General features: G+C 73.0%; 16 protein-coding genes. 9 read left to right on the forward strand and 7 right to left on the reverse strand.

The genetic code is table 11. The features are described 5' to 3' along the window. Nucleotides 1-4: 4 nt before the first annotated feature. Complete coding sequence (gene rimP, locus HD597_RS39440; protein ID WP_253749310.1) at nucleotides 5-490, reverse strand: ribosome maturation factor RimP; 486 nt, start codon at nucleotides 488-490, stop codon at nucleotides 5-7. Between the two features lie 232 nt (nucleotides 491-722). On the opposite strand from rimP, the gene HD597_RS39445 reads away from it, so the two are divergent. Further along, complete coding sequence (locus HD597_RS39445; RefSeq protein ID WP_253749312.1) at nucleotides 723-1,214, forward strand: hypothetical protein; 492 nt, start codon at nucleotides 723-725, stop codon at nucleotides 1,212-1,214. Nucleotides 1,215-1,231: 17 nt separating this feature from the next. Further along, nucleotides 1,232-1,702, forward strand: coding sequence for a ferritin-like domain-containing protein (locus HD597_RS39450; RefSeq protein ID WP_253749314.1), 471 nt, complete (start codon nucleotides 1,232-1,234; stop codon nucleotides 1,700-1,702). A gap of 332 nt (nucleotides 1,703-2,034) precedes the next feature. On the opposite strand, the gene HD597_RS39455 is transcribed toward HD597_RS39450, so the two are convergent. After that, nucleotides 2,035-3,780 (reverse strand): proline--tRNA ligase, encoded by a 1,746-nt coding sequence (locus tag HD597_RS39455; RefSeq protein ID WP_253749316.1) that lies wholly within the window; start codon nucleotides 3,778-3,780, stop codon nucleotides 2,035-2,037. Between the two features lie 105 nt (nucleotides 3,781-3,885). Next, nucleotides 3,886-4,557: a hypothetical protein gene (locus HD597_RS39460; RefSeq protein WP_253749318.1), complete on the reverse strand. Its 672-nt coding sequence runs from the start codon at nucleotides 4,555-4,557 to the stop codon at nucleotides 3,886-3,888. 135 nt (nucleotides 4,558-4,692) lie between these two features. Here HD597_RS39460 and HD597_RS39465 point away from each other — a divergent pair, with 135 nt between their 5' ends. Further along, nucleotides 4,693-5,637, forward strand: a complete 945-nt coding sequence (locus HD597_RS39465) for an acyl-CoA dehydrogenase family protein (RefSeq protein WP_253749320.1) — start codon at nucleotides 4,693-4,695, stop codon at nucleotides 5,635-5,637. Nucleotides 5,638-5,729: 92 nt separating this feature from the next. On the opposite strand, the gene HD597_RS39470 is transcribed toward HD597_RS39465, so the two are convergent. Beyond that, nucleotides 5,730-6,212, reverse strand: coding sequence for a hypothetical protein (locus HD597_RS39470; protein WP_253749322.1), 483 nt, complete (start codon nucleotides 6,210-6,212; stop codon nucleotides 5,730-5,732). 94 nt (nucleotides 6,213-6,306) lie between these two features. Here HD597_RS39470 and HD597_RS39475 point away from each other — a divergent pair, with 94 nt between their 5' ends. From HD597_RS39475 to HD597_RS39500, 6 genes are read left to right on the forward strand one after another with little or no spacing between them, the layout of a single operon-like run. Continuing rightward, nucleotides 6,307-7,377 (forward strand): LLM class flavin-dependent oxidoreductase, encoded by a 1,071-nt coding sequence (locus tag HD597_RS39475; RefSeq protein WP_253749324.1) that lies wholly within the window; start codon nucleotides 6,307-6,309, stop codon nucleotides 7,375-7,377. Next, nucleotides 7,377-8,438, forward strand: a complete 1,062-nt coding sequence (locus tag HD597_RS39480) for a phenylacetate--CoA ligase family protein (protein ID WP_253749326.1) — start codon at nucleotides 7,377-7,379, stop codon at nucleotides 8,436-8,438. Before HD597_RS39475 ends, HD597_RS39480 begins: the two co-directional genes overlap by 1 nt. Before the next feature lie 12 nt (nucleotides 8,439-8,450). Beyond that, the gene (locus HD597_RS39485; protein WP_253749328.1) at nucleotides 8,451-9,959 is read left to right on the forward strand and encodes an AMP-binding protein; all 1,509 of its coding nucleotides are present in this window, start codon (nucleotides 8,451-8,453) and stop codon (nucleotides 9,957-9,959) included. A 9-nt stretch (nucleotides 9,960-9,968) separates the two neighbouring features. Next, nucleotides 9,969-11,180, forward strand: coding sequence for a class I adenylate-forming enzyme family protein (locus HD597_RS39490; protein ID WP_253749330.1), 1,212 nt, complete (start codon nucleotides 9,969-9,971; stop codon nucleotides 11,178-11,180). Nucleotides 11,181-11,189: 9 nt separating this feature from the next. Beyond that, nucleotides 11,190-12,491 carry an FAD-dependent oxidoreductase gene (locus tag HD597_RS39495; RefSeq protein WP_253749332.1) on the forward strand — a complete coding sequence of 434 codons (1,302 nt, stop codon included), beginning with the start codon at nucleotides 11,190-11,192 and terminating at the stop codon, nucleotides 12,489-12,491. After that, nucleotides 12,475-13,617 (forward strand): DUF6986 family protein, encoded by a 1,143-nt coding sequence (locus HD597_RS39500; RefSeq protein WP_253749333.1) that lies wholly within the window; start codon nucleotides 12,475-12,477, stop codon nucleotides 13,615-13,617. Before HD597_RS39495 ends, HD597_RS39500 begins: the two co-directional genes overlap by 17 nt. Nucleotides 13,618-13,625: 8 nt before the next feature. Here the strand turns inward: HD597_RS39500 and HD597_RS39505 are convergent, their stop codons facing one another. The 3 genes from HD597_RS39505 to HD597_RS39515 form a co-directional block, all read right to left on the reverse strand. Further along, the gene (locus HD597_RS39505) at nucleotides 13,626-14,306 is read right to left on the reverse strand and encodes a copper homeostasis protein CutC (protein ID WP_253749335.1); all 681 of its coding nucleotides are present in this window, start codon (nucleotides 14,304-14,306) and stop codon (nucleotides 13,626-13,628) included. A gap of 177 nt (nucleotides 14,307-14,483) precedes the next feature. Further along, complete coding sequence (locus HD597_RS39510; RefSeq protein WP_253749337.1) at nucleotides 14,484-15,701, reverse strand: S8 family peptidase; 1,218 nt, start codon at nucleotides 15,699-15,701, stop codon at nucleotides 14,484-14,486. A 147-nt stretch (nucleotides 15,702-15,848) separates the two neighbouring features. Then, on the reverse strand, nucleotides 15,849-17,990 hold the full coding sequence (locus HD597_RS39515; RefSeq protein WP_253749339.1) for an NACHT domain-containing protein: 2,142 nt from the start codon (nucleotides 17,988-17,990) through the stop codon (nucleotides 15,849-15,851). Nucleotides 17,991-18,008 lie beyond the last annotated feature (18 nt).

The raw sequence follows: 18,008 nt of genomic DNA on the forward strand, positions 1-18,008 counted from the left end.
CCCCTTAGCCTTCGTCGCCGTCGACGTCGTCGAAGCGGCGGAATTCCACCTGCACCCTTCCGCGGGTCAGGTCCTCGTAACCAAGCTTGTGCAGCGCGCCGGAGACGTCGAGCTCGACGCCGCTGTCGTCGGCGGCCATGATGCGGCCCTCCACCACGGATCCGTCCTTCAGCTCCGCCTTCACCAGCCGCTTGGCCGCACGGCGCCAGTGGCGCGGCTCGGTGAGCGGGCGATCGACGCCCGGCGAGGACACCTCCAGCGTGTAAGCGGCCTGGCCCATCGCGTCGTCGTCGTCCAGCGCCGTGGAGACGGCCTGGCTCACGTCGGCGACGTCGTCGAGGCTCACGCCGCCGTCACGATCGACGATCACGCGCAACAGCCGTCTCTTGCCTGCCTGGGTGACCGTGATGTCCTCCAGGTCGAGGCCCTCCGCGCTGACCACGGGCTCCAGGAGCTTCATCAGGTGGTCGCGGGGTGATGCGCTGCCCATATCGACCTCCCCTATTGTCATGTCTCAGCCGGGCGGACCTCGCCTCTGGCTCTCCGCCGTCTGGCCGCTCAGCCAGCGACGACAGTTGACACCCTATCCGTACGAGGGCACGGAGAGAGCGCCACTCGTCACGGTCGAATGGCGGAGCGTCGCCGGACGGCGATCGCGGGCACTGGCCGTACGATGCTACCGAGGCCCCAACGAGGCCGGTGACACCAGGAGGTTCGAGTCCGTGCGCGCGCGTCAGCTGTCCCGTCGGGCCTTTCTGGCGGCCGGGGGAGCCCTGCTGGCGAGCGGGACGGCCGCGCTGACCGCCTGCACCGGCTCCGAGCCGCCGCAACCGCCGGCCGCGCCCCCTTCCGACTCCCCCGAGACCGTCCTGCTGAAGGGTCTCGTCGCGGAGAAGGAACGCACGATCGCGCTCTACTCGTCGCTGATCGCCGGCGGGGCGGAGAAGCTGGTGCCGTTCCGCGACCGGCACCAGGCCCATCTGAACGAGCTGCGCAAGCACATCCCCGCCGGTTCCGCACCGCCGTCGCCCAGCCCCTCCGCCACCGCTTCGGCCGGCAAGGCGTCGCTGTCGCGGCTGCGGGAACTCGAGCGTGCGGCCGCCGCCGAGCGGCCGCGCCAGCTCGGCGGCGTCTCGCCCGGGGTGGCCCAGCTCATCGCCAGCATCGGCGCGTGCGAGGCCGCCCACGCCGTCGCCCTTCCGAGGTCCCTGTAGGCCCCTGTGAGGTCCTTGTGAGTTCCGCCGACGACATCGACAAGCTGCGCAAGGCGCTGGCCGCCGAGCACGCGGCGCTGTTCGCGTACGGGCTGCTGGCCGCGCGCACGTCCGGGACGGTGCGGCGGCGGATGAGCGAGGCCTTCGAGGCGCACCGGGCGCGCCGCGACCAGCTCCGCACGCTCATCACGGCGCGGGGCGGGCAACCGGCCGAGCCCGACGCGTCGTACGCGCTGCCGTTCTTCCCCTCCAACGCCACCCTTGCCGTCAAGCTGGCGGTGCGGCTGGAGAACGGCGTGGCGGCGGCTTACCTGGAGCTGGTGTCGGCGCGGGACCCGAAGGTGCGGGAGCACGCGGCGCTGGCCGTGCAGGAGGCCGTGAAGCGGTCGTACGCGTTCCGGCCCGATCCACCGGCGGCCTTTCCCGGCATGCCCGCCGCGGCGGCGTCCCCGCCCGCCTCGCCCTCGGCGGGGCAGGCGGGCGGCTGACGCCCTTCGTGGCCCGCCCGGTCCCGCCTCCGGCGCGCCCGACGACGCCCGACCGGGCGCGACGCACTTCGCCCGCATGACCCGAGGCCTGCCCGTGACAACCGGCCGGCCGCACGGGAGCGACGCCCACCCGTGACAGCCGGACCGGCCGTGCGGGCGGAGGCCGGCGCGGGGTGACGTCAGGCAGACCTCGGCCGGACCGGCCGTGCGGGCGGAGGCCGGCGCGGGGTGGTGTCAGGCACGCCGCCTGCCGGCCGGGTGTGCGGGCGGCGTTGTGCGGGCCCGGGTTGGCTGAGGGGTGGAGCCCGCCCGGGTGGGGAGGGCTCCTGGGCTCAGGCGCCGGTGGCGGCCATGATGCGGTCGGCGGCCTCGGCGAGGGGGATCTCCGACTTCTCGCCGGAGACGCGGTCGCGCAGCTCCACGACGCCCTGCGACAGCCCGCGCCCGACGACCACGATCGTCGGCAGGCCGAGCAGCTCGGCGTCCTTGAACTTCACGCCGGGCGAGACCTGCGGCCGGTCGTCGACCAGGACCCGCAGGCCGCGCGACTCCAGCTCGGCCCCCAGCTCCAGGGCGGCCTCCACCTGGTTCTCCTTGCCGGTGCCGACGATGTGCACGTCGGCGGGCGCGACCTCGCGCGGCCACACCAGCCCCAGCTGGTCGTGGGCCTGCTCGGCGATGACCGCGACCGCGCGGGACACGCCGATGCCGTAGGAGCCCATGGTGATGCGGATGGGCTTGCCGTCGGGGCCGAGCGCGTCGAGGCCGGCGGCGTCGGCGTACTTGCGGCCGAGCTGGAAGATGTGGCCGATCTCGATGCCCCGGTCGATGGACAGCTCGGCGCCGCAGCGGGGGCAGGGGTCGCCGGCGCGCACCTCGGCGGCCTCGATGGTGCCGTCGGGGGTGAAGTCGCGGCCCGCGACCACGTTGGCGGCGTGCTTGCCGGGCTCGTTGGCGCCCGTCACCCAGGACGTGCCGGTGACGACGCGGGGGTCGACGAGGTAGCGGATGCCGAGCTCGCGCAGGATCTGCGGGCCGATGTAGCCGCGTACGAGGCCGGGGTGCCTGGCGAAGTCGGCGGCCTCGAAGATGGCGGGCTCGCCGGGCGCCAGCGCCGCCTCCAGGCGCTTGAAGTCGACCTCGCGGTCGCCGGGCACGCCGACGATCAGCGTCTCGACCTTGTCGGAGCCCGGGGTGGCCACCTTGACGACGACGTTCTTGAGCGTGTCGGCGGCGGTGACGGACAGGCCGTGGTGCTCGTTGACGTACGACACCAGCGTCTCGATGGTCGGGGTGTCGGGGGTGTCCATCACCTGCAGCGCGGGCAGGTCGCCGGTCGGGCGCGCGGCGGGCGCGGGCGTGACGACGGCCTCGGCGTTGGCCGCGTAACCGCAGGAGTGGCAGGCCACGAACGTGTCCTCGCCGGTGGGCGTGGGGGCCAGGAACTCCTCCGACGCCGAGCCGCCCATCGCGCCCGACGTGGCGAACACGATCTTGTACTTGATGCCGAGGCGGTCGAAGGTCCTGATGTAGGTCTCGCGGTGCTGCTCGTAGGAGCGCTTGAGGCCGTCGTCGTCGAGGTCGAAGGAGTAGGAGTCCTTCATCAGGAACTCGCGGCCCCGCAGGATGCCGGCCCTGGGCCGCGCTTCGTCGCGGTATTTGGTCTGAATTTGGTAAAGGGTGACCGGATAGTCCTTGTAGGAGGAGTATTCGCCCTTGACCATCTCGGTGAAGAGCTCCTCGTGCGTGGGGCCGAGAAGGTAGTCGGCGCCCTTGCGGTCCTGCAGCCGGAAGAGGGTGTCGCCGTATTCGGTCCAGCGGCCGGTCGCCTCGTAGTATTCGCGGGGCAGCAGGGCGGGGAAGAGCACTTCCTGGCCGCCCATACGGTTCATCTCCGTACGGACGATCTTCGCGACGTTCTCCAGGACCATTTTGCCCAGGGGGAGCCAGGAGTAGATTCCGGGCGCGACGCGGCGGACGTAGCCGGCGCGGACGAGGAGCTTGTGGCTCGGCACTTCCGCGTCTGCCGGGTCGTCCCGCAGGGTGCGAAGAAACAACGACGACATGCGCAGCAACACGGCTACTCCTTGCTCGAACCCGGATGTGGAGGACTGCAGAGGACTACAGAGGTCTACAGGCTATCGAGTCCAAGGAGCGCCGCGCTCGGGCTTATCCGGGCGGGCTCAGACGGCGAGCGGGATCCAGCCCGCGACGAAGGCGGCCAGGCAGACCGTGAACAGACCGGCGAACACCGCCGACATCCCCAGCGCGCGCACCCGTCCGCGCCTGCTCCTGCGCAGCACCGGCACCAGGGCCACGGACGCCAGGCCGACCACCATCGCGGGCCCCGGCCAGAACGACTGGTCGCTGTCGATGAACCCGGGCGTCGCCCGGTCCACCACGTCGGCGATCAGCGCCGCGCCGACCGCGCCCGCCGCCACGTCGCCCCAGCCGTCCTGCCTGCGGGTGGCGTACGCCAGCAGTCCCAGGCCCACGAGCAGGCCGAGCGTCCAGTTGAGCCCGGCGGGGCTGCCGCCGATCACGTCGAAGGCCTCGTCGCCGGTCAGCGCGCTCGCGCCCATCGCGGAGACCAGTGTGGACACCGCCGCCAGGAACGTCGTCACCAGCGCCCATCCGAACCCGGACGCGGTGGCGCCGACGGTCAGCGAGAGGGCGAGATAGGCGTACGGGTCGTAGATCTGACCGAGCCAGCCGGGGCCGTTTCCGGAAATGAGCATGCCGATCAGGCCGACGGCCAGTCCTCCTAGGAAGGCCGCAACCAAATGGCGTTCGATGCCGCGCTGGCGCCGGTCGTATTCGGCGAAGTCGGCGTAGTCGATGGTGGTGTCGTTCATGTCCATTTCCCTGGTCAACCCCTCCCCTGGAATCGTCTGGGGATGACCGCATCCAGATTATGTGTCCGTACAAAAAAGGCAAATTTCGGTCATGTCCATACCAAAACAAGCAATCGCTTGGTTATGATCCGTGGTGTGGCACCCGCACTCGCCGATGAGCTTCGCGCCGCCGTCCGTGACTATCTGGCCGGGCGTCCCGGCGCCTCGTGGCGGGAGTTCGCGCGGGACGTGGGGATCGCCGGGCTGCTCGTGCCCGAGAAGCACGGCGGCACGGGATGCGGTCCGGTCGAGATGGCGGCCGTGGCGGAGGAGCTCGGGCGGGTCCTGTCGCCCCACCCCTTCCTCCAGTCGGCGGTCATGGCGGTCGAGGCGGCTGCCGCCTGCGGGGCGGACGAGTTGCTGGAGGCGCTGGCGGGCGGGGTGAGCGCGACCGTGGTGCTGCCGGGCGACGGGGAGCTGCGCCTCGACGGGGAGCTGCTCACGGGGGTGGCGCCGTACGCGCTGGAGGGGGAACTGGTGCTGGTGTACGCCGGCGGGGCGCTGGTGGAGGCCGTGCCCTCGCGGCGGGCGGCGTACGTGACGATGGACGAGAGCCGGCCTCTGCAGCGGCTCGGCTTCGACGGCGTGCCCGTGCGGCGGCTGGGGGACGGGGCGGGGTGGTCCCGCGTGCGGGACCTCGGGATCGCGGCGCTGGCGGCCGAGCAGGTGGGCGGGGCGCAGCGGTGCCTGGAGATGGCGGTGGAGCACGCCAAGCGGCGGCACCAGTTCGGGCGGCCCATCGGGGCGTTCCAGGCGATCAAGCACAAGCTGGCGGATGCGCTGCTGCTCGTGGAGTCGGCCCGGTCCGCTGCGGGGGTGGCGGCCGAGGACGAGGTGGCGGCGGCGGTCGCGGGGTCGTACTGCACGGAGGCCTATCTCGCGGTGGCCGGGGAGAACATCCAGGTGCACGGGGGGATCGGGATCACGTGGGAGCATCCCGCGCACCGGTACCTCAAGCGGGCCACGTCGGACGCGCAGCTCTTCGGGCCGCCGCAGGCCCATCGCGCCCGGCTCGCCCCCCACGCCCTCGGTCCGGGCTGAGCCCCGCCCGTTCCCGATCGGCCGCACTTCGGCCGAGGCCCCTGGGGAGGGAAGGCGAAAGGGCCACGCCAGACGCGGAAGGCGGGGTGGGGTCAGCCGCCGAGGAGTTCTTCCCAGGGGTGGCGGGTGTTGGTGCGGCGGGTGGTGTCGAGGGCTTCGGCCAGGCGCCAGAAGCCCGGCCGGGCGCGTACGGTCGCCCGGCCGATCGGGTCGATCGCGCGCAACTCGAAGCGCACCCCCATCACGTCCAGCACCGCCGAGGCCCCGTCGCCCGGCCCGGCCTGGGTGACGAGGGAGCCGTCGTAGTCGGGGTCGCGGACCTGCTCGGCCAGCAGGGAGGCCACCTCCGACGCGTACGGCCCGTCGCGCCACTCGACGTGCCAGCTGTGGTCGGACCCGCGCCACCACGTCAGGTCGCGGCACGACTCGATGAAGTCGGCCTCGGAGGCCAGTGCCGCCATCACCCGGCCGAACGCCTCGTACCGGCGGGCGCTGGTGAGCGAGAGTTCGCCGCCTTGGTCCGGAGACGTGCCGCTCTTCGGCCGCCGCAACGCGTGCTTTCGCTTCACAGGCATCCACTCTGATCGCCGCCGCGCCCTTCCCGCAAGTCTTTGCCGCTGATACGCTCTACCAAGCGAGCGCTTGGTTTCCTACTATGCCGGAGGCGCGATGACGTCGTCCCTACGGATCAGCCTGGGGTATGAGCTGGAGGTCCGCGGTCGCACCCGCGAGGTCGAGCAGCAGGCGTTCCAGAACGTGATCGACCAGGTCGTCCTGGGCGACCTGCTGGGCTGCGAGGCCGCTTGGTTCGTGGAGCACCACTTCACCAGGGGTTTCTCCCATTCCTCCGCCCCCGACCTGGTCCTGGCCGCCATCTCGCAGCGCACCGAGCGCATCCGCCTGGGGCTCGGGGTGGTGCTGCTGCCGTTCCAGTCCCCGATCCGTACGGCCGAGCGCGTCGCCACGCTCGACGTCCTGAGCGGCGGCCGGGTCGAGTTCGGCACGGGACGGGGTGCGTCGCCGCTGGAGTACCAGGCGTTCCAGCGGCCGTTCGAGAAGTCGCGGCAGATCTGGGAGGACTCGCTGGAGGCCACGCTGGCCATCTGGCAGGCCGACGGCGAGCCGGTCAGCCGGTCGAACGAGTTCTTCGAGATCCCCGACGTGGCCGTCTACCCGCGCCCGGCCCAGCGCCCGCACCCTCCGGTGTGGGTGGCCTCGACCTCCCTGGAGGGCTATCTGGCCGCCGCCAGGCACGGGTACAACCTGCTCGGCATGACCATGCTCAAGGGCATCGACGACGTCGCCGCCGACATCGCGAAATATCGGGAATGCTTGAGCGAGCATGGCTTCGACCCCGCCACCCGGCGCGTCGCGCTCATGATCCCCTGGTACGTCGCCCCCACCCGCGACGAGGCCACCGCCACGGCCGCCGACCCGGTCCTGTGGTACATCCGCCGCCAGGTCAACCTCGTCACCCCGCCCGACTACTACGACGCCCGCCACGCCACCCACCGCGTGCTCGGGCAGCTCGCCGCCGGGCTGCCGCCCGACGAGGCCATGGCCACGCTGCGCGAGCACCTGATGGTCGTCGTGGACGACGTGGAGGGCTCGCGCAAGGCCCTGGCCAGGATCGCCGAGGCGGGCGCGACGGACCTGATCATCCAGGCGCAGGTGGGCGGCCTGGCGCACGAGCGGGTGTGCGAGTCGATCTCCCTGTTCATGAAGGACGTGATGCGTTGATGGCGCGCTGGCTGACCCGGGACGACCTCGGGGCCGCCGCGGGCTCCGCCACCGGGCTGCTGCTGGTCTCCCCTGACGTGTCCAGCGTCTTCCCCCTGTCGCCCGAGGACCGTACGGCCGCGGTGGGGCTGACGGGGGCCGCGCTGCGGGAGTCGGGGGTCGGCGAGGGCGACCGCGTCGTGGTGGCCCTGGCGGAACCGGCCGGCGCGCTGTGGACCGCGGCGGCGGCCGACGTGGCGCGGGCCGCGGCCCGCGTGGGCCCGCGCGGCCGGATGCGCCTGCACCACGCGCTGAGCACGCTCAGGGCCACCACGCTGGTCGCGACCCCGACGGGCGCGATGGACCTGCTGTCCCGCCTGCATCTGGAGTTCCTGCTGGACCCGCTGGACCTCGGGCTCAGGACCATCGTGCTGACCGGCGAGATCGCCTCCAAGCGCACGCTCGGGCACCTGGCCGGCGAGTTCGGGGCCACGGTCACGGAGGTGCTGGCCAGCCCGTTCGGAGGTGGCGCGCTCGCCTGGCGCGCGGCCGAGGAGGATCCGCTGCGGCCGCTCGCGGACGGCGTGCTGGGGCTGGCGGCGCTGGACAAGGACGTCCCCGCGACGGCGGACGGGCCGGCCGAGCTGGTCGTCACCCCGTCCGCGCACTCGACGCTCGGCGACGCCGTGCTCAGGACCGGGCTGGTCGCCAGGACCGCCGGAGCCGGGGACATCCCCGCGCCCGCCCACACGGTCGGCGAGCACGTGCTGGTCAGGGGCGTGTGGCTGGCGCTGCCGCGGATCGAGAAGGCGCTGTCGCGGATCGACGGCGTGTCGGGATGGGAGCTGGCGGTCAGCCGGCAGGGAACGCTGGACACGGCGGTGCTCAGGGTCACGTTCGCCCGGCGGAGCCTGGTCGGCAACCCCATGTGGAAGGGGCGGATCGAGCAGGCCGTCCGGGCGCTGACCCCCGTGTCGGTCGCCGTGGAGATCGCCCAGGAGGTCTCCGAGACGCCCGCGCCCGGCACGGTGAACGACCTGCGCGGCCACCACCTCGGAAGGGACAGAGCGCTCATCACCTAAGAGGGGCAGCCGATGGGATCGATGCCGGACTGGGGGACGCTCCCCCGCATGCTGCGTGACCAGGCCGAACGCCATCCCGACGACCTCGTGGTGGCCGATCCGGCGGGCCCGCGGCTGACGCTGGCCGGGCTGCGCGAGGCGGCCTCCGGGGTCGCCCGCGGCCTCGTGGCGCTCGGCGTGCGGCCGGGTGACCGGGTGGCGATCTGGGGGGCGAACGCGGCGAGCTGGGTGATCCACGCGTTCGGGATCTGGGACGCGGGGGCGGCGATCGTGCCGCTGTCGCCGCGGTACAAGGGCATCGAGGCCGCCCAGTTCGTCGAGAATACGGGCGCGGAGGTGCTGATCGCGCAGGGCTCCCTGGCCTCGCTGCTGCCCCCGCTGCCCGGCCTGCGGCACGTCGTCCCCGAGGTGCCCGCCGCCGCGGAGGTGCCCGTGCGGCAGGCCGAGGAGCGGGCACTGGCCGTACGGCCCGGAGACCTGTGCGAGATCATGTCCACCTCCGGCACCACCGGCACGCCCAAGGGCGTGATGATCGACCACTCCCAGGTGCTGCGCGGCTACTGGGACTGGTCGGAGATCGTCACGCTGGACGAGCACGACCGCTATCCGGTGATCGCGCCGTTCAGCCACGGGTTCGGGCTCAACGCCGGGCTCGTCGCCTGCGTGCTGCGCCGGGCCACGATGATCCCGGTCCCGGTCTTCACGCCGGACGCGCTGATGTCGCTGATCTCCGAGGAGCGGGTCACCGTGCTGGCCGGGCCGCCCACGCTGTTCCACCGGCTGCTGGACGAGCTCGACCGCGCGGCCTGGGACGTGTCGTCGCTGCGGGTGGCCATCTGCGGGGCCGCCGCCGTGCCGGCCGGCCTGATCACGCGGCTGGTCGGGCAGGTCGGCCTGGAGCGCATGATCAACGCGTACGGGCTGATGGAGGGCACGGTCGTCTCCATGACCCGCGCGGGCGACCCCATCGACGTGATCGCGAACACCACCGGCAGGCCCGTGCCGGGCATCGAGGTGAAGGTGGTGGACGACGACGGCAAGCCGGTCGCGACCGGCGAGCGCGGCGAGATCCTGCAGCGCGGTTACGGCGTGATGCGCGGCTACTGGGGCGAGCCGGCGCGGACGGCCGAGGTGATCGACGCGGACGGCTGGCTGCACACCGGCGACGTCGGCGTGCTGGACGAGGCGGGCAACCTGGCCGTCGTGGACCGCAAGAAGGACCTCTACATCGTCAACGGGTTCAACGTCTCCCCCGCCGAGGTCGAGTCGCTGCTGCTGCGGGAGGGCTCGCTGGCCCAGGCCGCGGTCGTGGGCGTGCCCCATCCGGTCTCCGGGGAGTCGGGGGTGGCCTACGTCGTGCCCAGGCCGGGTACGGCGGCCGATCCCGGCGCCCTGGCGGCGTGGGCGCGCGCCAACATGTCCGGCTACAAGGTGCCCAGGCGGATCGTCGTGGTGGACGCCCTGCCGACCAACGCCAACGGCAAGGTGGACAAGCTCGCCCTGCGGCATCGCCCGGCGTAGCGGAGTAGCGTGGAGGTACGCCCTCGCACGGGAGCCGCCATGCTGCGCCTGCTCGCCGGTGAGGCCGCACGTAGGTTCGGGGGGCGCGCGGCCGTGGTCACCGGCTCCGCTCTGCTGTCCTTCGCCGACCTCGACCGGCTCTCCGACCAGGTCGCCGCCGGTCTCGCCCATCGCGGCACCCGCATCGGCGACGTCGTGGTGCTGGCGCTGCCCGACGGGCCCGAGTTCGTGATCTGCTACGTGGCGGCGGCCAAGATCGGTGCGGTCACCGCGGGCATCGGCGTCGAGCGCCTGGGGCTGCTGGCCGGCCTGGACCCCGCCCTCGTCATCACCGCGCCGAGCGTGCTGCCGCCGCTGTCCGGGCTGGACGTGGTGACCCTGCCCATCGATCGGGGCCGGCGCTCTCCGCAGCTGTACGACCCCGTCCGGCTCACCGGCCTGCGCCGGCCCGAGCCGCCCCCGCCGCCGTTCCCGCCGGACCCCGCGCGGCCCGTCGTGATCACGTTCACGGCGGGCAGGACGGGGCCGCCCAAGGGCGTGGTGTTCGGCAACCGCCAGCTCGAGGCGATCCGCGCCCACGGGGCCGGGCTGCGGTGGGGCACGGGGGACGCCCGGCTGGTGCCGTACACGCTGGGGCAGCTCGGGTTCGCCACCCGCCTGCCGGTGTTCCTGCAGACCGGGCGGACCTGCCACGTCGTGCCCGAGTGGACGCCCGACGCGGTGCTGCGCGTGCTGCGCGAGCACAAGCTTCCCGTGTTGCAGGGCAGCCCGCACCAGCTCTCGCGCATCCTGGCCGTGGGCGAGGACCTGCCGGGGCTGACGCTCATCCTGTGCAGCGGCGCCCCCGCCGCACCGGCGCTGATCAGGGCGTTGCGCACCAGGTACGGCGTGCCTGTCTGCAACCGTTACAGCTGCACAGAAGCCGGGCTCGGCCTCGGCACCCGGCCCGACGACCCGCCCGAGGACGCGGAGCTCAGCGTGGGCAGGCCACGCGCCGGCGTGGACGTCTCGATCAGGGACGGAGAGGGCCGCGCGCTGCCCGCCGAGGATCACGGCGAGGTGCTCCTCCGCTCGGAAGCCGTCATGAGCGGTTACGTTGGCAGGAGCCCCGATCATGCGGTATTCGCCAGGGACGGGTTCATCCGCACCGGCGACCGGGGATACATCGATCACACTGGCCGGTTGCGTCTAGTGGGACGTGTCGCACGTAGACCGGCATAGGGAGGCGGCGTGACGTTGCACGTGGCGGTCATCGGGTCGGGCCCTGCCGGGATCTACACGGCCGAGGCACTGGTCAAGCAGTCGGCGGAGCCGGTCGAGGTCGATGTGATCGAGCGGCTGCCGACCCCGTACGGGCTGGTCCGGTACGGCGTGGCGCCCGACCACACCTCGATCAAGTCGATCGCGAACTACCTGCGCAAAGTGCTGGAGCTGCCCCAGGTGCGCTTCCTCGGCGGCGTCACGCTGGGCTCCGACGTGTCGGTGGAGGACCTGCTCGGCGTCTACGACGCGGTGGTCTACTGCACGGGCGCGATGGTCGACAGGCGGCTCGGCATCCCCGGCGAGGACCTGCCGGGCAGCGTGGCCGCGACCGACTTCGTGAACTGGTACTGCGGCCATCCCGACGTCGACCCCGGCCGGTTCACGCTCGACACCTCCGAGGTCGCCGTGATCGGGGTCGGGAACGTCGCCGTGGACGTCGTCCGCGTCCTGGCCAAGACCGCCGAGGAGCTGCGCGCCACCGACGTGCCCCACGAGGTGCTGCAGCGGCTCGGCGAGAGCGAGGTCAAGGCCATCCACATGGTCGGGCGGCGCGGCCCCGAGCACGCCAAGTTCACCCTCAAGGAGCTGCGCGAGCTGGGCGAGCTGGCCAACGCCGACGTGTGCGTGCGCCCCGACGAGGCCGTCGTCCTGGGCGGCGACTTCCCGCGCCAGGTGCAGGGCAACATCAAGGTCCTCCAGGGCTGGGCGGACCGCGAGCCGGTGGGCCGGCCGCGCCGCCTGGACGTGCGCTTCTGGCTGCGGCCCGTCGAGATCCTCGGCACCGAGCGGGTGGAGGGGCTCAAGCTCGAACGCACCCGGCTGTCGGAGGAGGGGCGCGTGGTCGGCACCGGCGAGTACGAGACGCTGCCGGTCGGCATGGTGCTGCGCTCGGTCGGTTACCAGAGCGTCCCGCTGCCCGGGGTGCCGTTCTCGGAGCGCACCATGACCGTGCCGAACGAGGCCGGGCGGGTGCGCGACCGCGAGTACGTGGCGGGCTGGCTCAAACGCGGGCCCACCGGGGTGATCGGCACCAACAAGTCCGACGCGGCGGAGACCGTCCGCACGCTGCTGGCCGACCTCGACGGCGGCGCGCGGGTGGGCTCGGGCGGCGTCGACGCGCTGCTGGCCGGGCGCGGGGTGCGGCCGATCACGTACGGGGAGTGGCTGGCCATCGAGGCGGCCGAGGCGGAGCTCGCCCAGTCGCTCAGCCGTGGCGAACGCGTCAAGCTCGTCGGTCTGGAGGCCATGCTCCGTGCCTGCCGTTCCTGAGGGTTTCGCCGGGACGTACCGGCTGCAGCAGGCCCGCTACCCCGAGGCTCCGCCGGGCTGGCAGCCCGTGCACACCGTGTACGTGCCGGCCGACCGCTTCTCCGCCCGCACGGTCGCCGAGTGGGGCGGCCAGGCGCTGGCGCTGCTCAAGGCGCACCTGGCGGGCCCCGACGAGGTGGCCGAGGTCTTCGGCGTGCCCTCCGGGCTCGCCGCCGTCGTGCACGAGATGTCGGTGCGCAAGCTGTCCACCGAGCCGGTCGAGGACCTGCGCGTCGACTTCGAGGACGGGTACGGCGTGCGCCCCGGCCACGTCGAGGACGGCCACGTACGGCAGGCCGTCGAGGCGGTGGCGGCGATGCACGCCGCCGGCGCGCTGCCCCGGCGGTGGGGCCCCCGGGTGAAGTCGTTCGCCGACGGGGATCCCGAGCGGTCGGTGCGCACGCTCCACGGCTTCGTGACCGGGGTGGTGGAGCGGGCCGGTGAGCTGCCGGCCGGGTTCACGGTGACCTTCCCCAAGGTGCTGATGGAGGCCTACCTCGGGCAGTTCGCGGGCGTGCTGGAGGAGCTGGAGGCCGAGCTCGGGGTGCGGCTGCGCTTCGAGATGCAGGTGGAGGCGCCGCAGACGCTGCCGTTCCTGCGCGCGGAGCTGAACGAGTCGCTGGGCGGGCGGCTGGCCGCGGCGCACTTCGGGGTCTTCGACTACACGGCCGCGCTGGGGCTGCCGCCGCACGAGCAGCGGCTCGACCATCCGGCCTGCGACCACGCGCGGCACGTCATGCAGACGGCGTTCGCGGGGACGGGGGTGGAGCTGTCGGACGGGTCGCTGGCCGCCTCGCCCGCCTCCGACCGCGCCGCGGACGTGCACGGGCTGTGGCGGCGGCACGCCGAGCTGGTCCGCCACTCGCTGCGGCACGGCTACTACCAGGGGTGGGACATGCACCCGTCCCATCTGGTGAGCCGGTTCGCCACCGTCTACGCCTTCCATCTGGCCCGCTACGACTCCTACCGGGAGCGGGTGCTGGCCTGGGAGGAGCAGCGCTCGGCCGGAGGCGGCGTGATGGACGAGCCCGCCACGATCCGCACCCTGGCGGCCGCACTGCGCCGCGCGGACGCCGCCCTGCCCTGAGGGGTGGCTCAGTCGCGCTCGACCAGGGACCGCCACTGGCGGACCAGGCGCCACTCGACCGGGTCGGACCAGCTCGCCCGCACGGCCGAGCCGACGTGGAAGGCGCGGATGCCGTAGTCGAGCAGGGCGGGCACGTGCGCGGGCCGCAGGCCGCCGCCGGCCAGCACGATCGAGCCGTCGCCGGCGTCGGCGCGCGCCTTCAGCACGGGCAGCCCGTCCCCCACGCCGGTGGGGGCGCCGGAGGTGAGCACGGTGGCCAGGTTCGGCAGCAGCCGCACGGCCCGCCAGGCGGCCTGGACGTCGGCGGCGTGGTCGACGGCGCGGTGGAACGTCCACGGCAGCGGCGAGACCGCGTGGATGAGCGCCTCGGTGGCGGTCAGGTCGACGGCTCCCGCGCCGTCGAGAAACCCGAACACGAACCCGGCCGCCCCGGCCTGCTTGAGGGCCTTGGCGTCGCGGCTGAGCCGCTCGACGACGTCGGGGTCGGCGGCGAAGTTCGCGTCGCAGCGCAGCATCACCATCTGGGGCAGGGGGCACTCGGCGGCGATCGCGGCGACCGTCTCCGGTGAGGGGGTCAGCCCGTCGGCCGCCATGTCTGCCACGATCTCCAGGCGGTCGGCTCCGCCCTGTTCGGCGGCCACGGCGTCGCGCACGTTGAGCGCGATCACCTCGAGCAGGGATCCGGTCATGGAGGAGAGGTTATATGGCGCTTTGCGCCCTTGTGCCAGAGAGTTGACCCTAACCCTCGGCCGGAGGACGGCCAGGGCGGTCATACGACCGGGCCGGCGCCCCAGGCGGGGACACCGGCCAGTGAGTCCGTGCTCCATCTCGAAGCCGGCGACGGCCGCCGGCCGGACGCGCGGGTTCTAAGGGGCCCGCACCAGGCCGACGCCCCGGTCGGCCACGTCGACACCGGACGCCAGCGGGCTGACGACGGCGCCGGCGAGCAGGCGTGCGGTGACGGTGGACGAGGCCGCCGGCAGCGGCGACTTCATCACGTCCTCCCACCACAGCGCCGCCACGCCCGCGACGTGCGGCGTGGCCATGCTCGTACCGCTCAGGGAACGCAGGCCGCCCCCGTTCCGCGCGGAGACCACGCCCACCCCGGGGGCGCTGATCTGCGGGAAGGTGTTGGAGAAGGGCGCGATGACCAGGCCGTTGCCCGTCGGCGACTGCGCCAGCGCACCGACCGCGATGACGCCTTCCGCGGCGGCGGGCAGCGACACGGCGATCTCGAACTCCGGCCCGATCTGGCGCTCGCTCTCGTTCCCGGCGGCCGCCACGACGACGGTGCCGGGGCCGACCGCCCCTCGGGCGGCCACCATCCGCATGAGCGCGTCGAAGAGCCGCAGGTTCGCCCGGTACGCCTCCAGGGCGAGCGACGTGGCGAACCTCGGCTGCCGTCCCATGTCCACCAACCGCTGCACCATGCCCGGGAAGTCGAACCCCAGCGACATCGAGATCACCTGGGCGCCCTGGTGCAGCGCCCATTCCATGCCGCGCAGCAGCCCTTCGGTGTCGCCGCTCCCGTCGTCGGCGAGCACCTTGGCGATCAACGCCCGGCTCACTCCTGGAGCGACGCCGATCCGGGTGCCCTCGACCGCCCGGCCGAAGATGGTGCCGGCACAGTGGGTGCCGTGTCCCTGCTTGTCGCCCACACCTGAGCCGCTGAAGTCCTCCTGGATGAGCGTCACCCCGGTGAAGGCGGGGTGGGTGGCGTCGATGCCTGTGTCGAGGACGGCCACGACGGTGTCCGCCCCCGTCCGCGTCGTGACGTCGGCGCCCACGGCCTTGACGCCCCACGTGGCCGCGGCGGCGGTCGCCTCGGCCTCCGCCCGCCCGTCGGCGCCGTCCTCGATCGGCTGGATGAGCGTGGTCGGCATGACCGGCGCCACCGCCCGCACCTCCGGGTCGCGCGACACGTCACGCAGCTCACGCTTGCCGAGCTCGACCACCTCCACGTGCGGTTCGCTGCCGGCGCCGAGCGCCTGCGGCGGCACCGCGCCGCCCGCCCGCGCCGACTCCAGCGGACTCGCCGTGCGTACGCCGCTCATGTCGCGCAGCACGCTGTATCTCTCACCCATGGCTTTTGCCCCCGCTCGACGCCGTCCCCCCAGGACGTGGCGCCGGTCCTCCGGCCCCACGGGAACAGTGCCCCCGACCGGTTCCGCCGGTTGCCAAGCCACGCCGAAATGCCGCCCAACAGGACGCGCCCTTCCACCATCCGCCGTTCAAGGAAGCGGTGTGGGCTCCCGGCGCCTGCTCTTCTTCGCCGCCAGCTCGCTGCCCAGGTGTTGCTGGAGCTCGACGTGCCGGAACTGGTAGTACGGCCCCTCCGTGCGCAGCAGGCCCAGGCGGTGCGCGTCGTCCAGGAAGTCCATCGCCCGCAGCGGCAGGCTGCCCCTGGTGGCCAGGCGGGGCACGGTCAGGTTGTAGGCCAGCCAGGCGTGGTGGCTGCCCAGCATGAGCCCGATCAGCAGGCCCGCCAGCCCGCCCCCGATGACGGCGACAGGGCCGAGCTGGGCCCTCCACACGATGAACGCGCCGATGACCCCGACCGCGAGCCCGCTGACGCTGCGCACCACCGTCAGGTTGCGGTCCGCCCGCCAGGTCGAGCGCGGGGATCTCGCGCTGGCGTCCGTGGCCGGACGCTCGACCCACCGGATCAGGCTGAGCACGATGACGAACCCGATGCCCGACAACAGCCCGACCTGCCTCGCGGCCTCCATGCCGGCCTCCGCGTTCAGGAGCAGGGTGCCCGTCAGCCACCCGATCGCCGCGCCCAGGAGACCGACGAAGATCCCGGCGGGCAGCGCCCGGACCAGGCCGACGAGCCCGCCCCGCGGGTGGAAGTCCGCGTGCCCCGGCGTCTCCCTGAACCAGGAACCGGTCGTGAGCACGATCAGGAGCATGGACAGCACGCCGAGCCCCGCGCCGATCTGCGGGACGCCGCCCATGCCGGTGTAGAGCACGCACACCACGGCACCGACCGCGATGCCGCTCCACCACCGCACCGACCAGTTGGGGGTGTAGCGGGCCAGGTGCCACCACGCCAGGTCCCGCGTGTCCACCTCGCCCACGGAGAGCTCGCGGCACAGGTACGTCAGCCAGCGGTCGACCTGCTCCGGCGTCCAGGCGTGCTGCGGGCGGAAGGGCTGTGCGGGGCCGTCGGCCGGCGGGCGCGTGCTCACCAGGGCGGGGATGAGCTCGTCGCACAGGTGGTCGTGCAGCTCGGCGGCGCTGCCTCGCCCGTACTCCAGCAACGGCGCCGGATCCGCGCGGGTGGCGATGTACGTCACCCGGACCAGCCACAGGCCCAGGGACGTCGAGGTCACCCGGGCCAGGGCGGGCGCGGCGCCCGTGCGCAGCGACTCCAGCACCTGGGTCCAGCCGGGACGCGGGACCGGTGGCAGGCACGCCTCGAGGTAGTCGGCCGCGGCGCCGGGCTCCATGGGCTGCGGCTCGATGACCGCCGCCGCCGTGAGGACGTCGCCGAGCTCGTCGACCGACTCGGCGAACTGCTCCGTTCGGCAGGTGAGGATGAGCTGGTCGTTCTCGCACATCGAGTGGTTCAGCGCGCGCAGCATGTCGGTACGGGCACGCTCGGGCAGCTCGTCCAGCCCGTCGATGACGGGCAGCAGCTCACCGCGGGCCGCCAGCGCCTCGGGGATGCCGGGGCCCAGCGCCTCCGCGCGCAACGCGGGATAGTCCATCGCCAGGAACGAGGCCAGCCAGTCCTGCATCCGCGGATGGACCCGCTCGTCCCAGCGGGCGGCCGAGACCAGCACCGGGACGCGCTCGCCCGGCTCCCGCGTGCGGAGCAGCTCCAGGAGCAGTTGCACGGCCAGGGTCGTCTTCCCTGTCCCCGGCCCTCCCAGGATGACCAGCCGCCGCGAGGGCAGGGCCCGGAACTTGGACGCCATGTCGTGGATGTGCATCGGCAGGCCGGGGAAGGCGACGGTGCCCTTGGCGATGATCCCTGGATGGTCGACGAGTTCCCGCCGCTCGGTCGAGCGCCAGGGCAGCGGCATGGGCTCCGGATCACCCAGCGAGCGCAGGACGGTCTCATCACGCCACTGCTCGGCCACCAGGCCCGCCAGGATGTCCTTGGCGGTGTCGATGTCGGCGGAGGTGGGAGCGCGCGCGGGCGCACGGAACCCACGCCACCAGGACAGGAGCTGCACCAGGCCGTTACCCAGCGTGATCACGCTGGTGACCGCGGTGAGCATCTGGACACTTCCCATCGCTCCCGCCTGCGAACGCGGCAGCTTCATCGCGACGATCAAAAGCACGACGGCCGCGGCCAGGAGCACGATGCCCCAGACGAGCGTTTTACCGGCGCCGAATTTCCGCTGCGAATATTGTCCACTCATATTTCCAGTATGTGTGGA

Origin of the sequence: Nonomuraea thailandensis (genome assembly GCF_024172165.1) — a bacterium.
GTDB classification, from domain to species: domain Bacteria; phylum Actinomycetota; class Actinomycetes; order Streptosporangiales; family Streptosporangiaceae; genus Nonomuraea; species Nonomuraea thailandensis.

Excerpts from the sequence above, each read along its gene's own strand:
- HD597_RS39515 (WP_253749339.1), bottom strand. The coding sequence starts at position 17,990 with ATGAGTGGACAATATTCGCAGCGGAAATTCGGCGCCGGTAAAACGCTC.
- HD597_RS39460 (WP_253749318.1), bottom strand. The coding sequence starts at position 4,557 with ATGAACGACACCACCATCGACTACGCCGACTTCGCCGAATACGACCGG.
- HD597_RS39470 (WP_253749322.1), bottom strand. The coding sequence starts at position 6,212 with ATGCCTGTGAAGCGAAAGCACGCGTTGCGGCGGCCGAAGAGCGGCACG.
- HD597_RS39485 (WP_253749328.1), top strand. The coding sequence starts at position 8,451 with ATGGGATCGATGCCGGACTGGGGGACGCTCCCCCGCATGCTGCGTGAC.
- HD597_RS39480 (WP_253749326.1), top strand. The coding sequence starts at position 7,377 with ATGGCGCGCTGGCTGACCCGGGACGACCTCGGGGCCGCCGCGGGCTCC.
- rimP (WP_253749310.1), bottom strand. The coding sequence starts at position 490 with ATGGGCAGCGCATCACCCCGCGACCACCTGATGAAGCTCCTGGAGCCC.
- HD597_RS39505 (WP_253749335.1), bottom strand. The coding sequence starts at position 14,306 with ATGACCGGATCCCTGCTCGAGGTGATCGCGCTCAACGTGCGCGACGCC.
- HD597_RS39510 (WP_253749337.1), bottom strand. The coding sequence starts at position 15,701 with ATGGGTGAGAGATACAGCGTGCTGCGCGACATGAGCGGCGTACGCACG.
- HD597_RS39475 (WP_253749324.1), top strand. The coding sequence starts at position 6,307 with ATGACGTCGTCCCTACGGATCAGCCTGGGGTATGAGCTGGAGGTCCGC.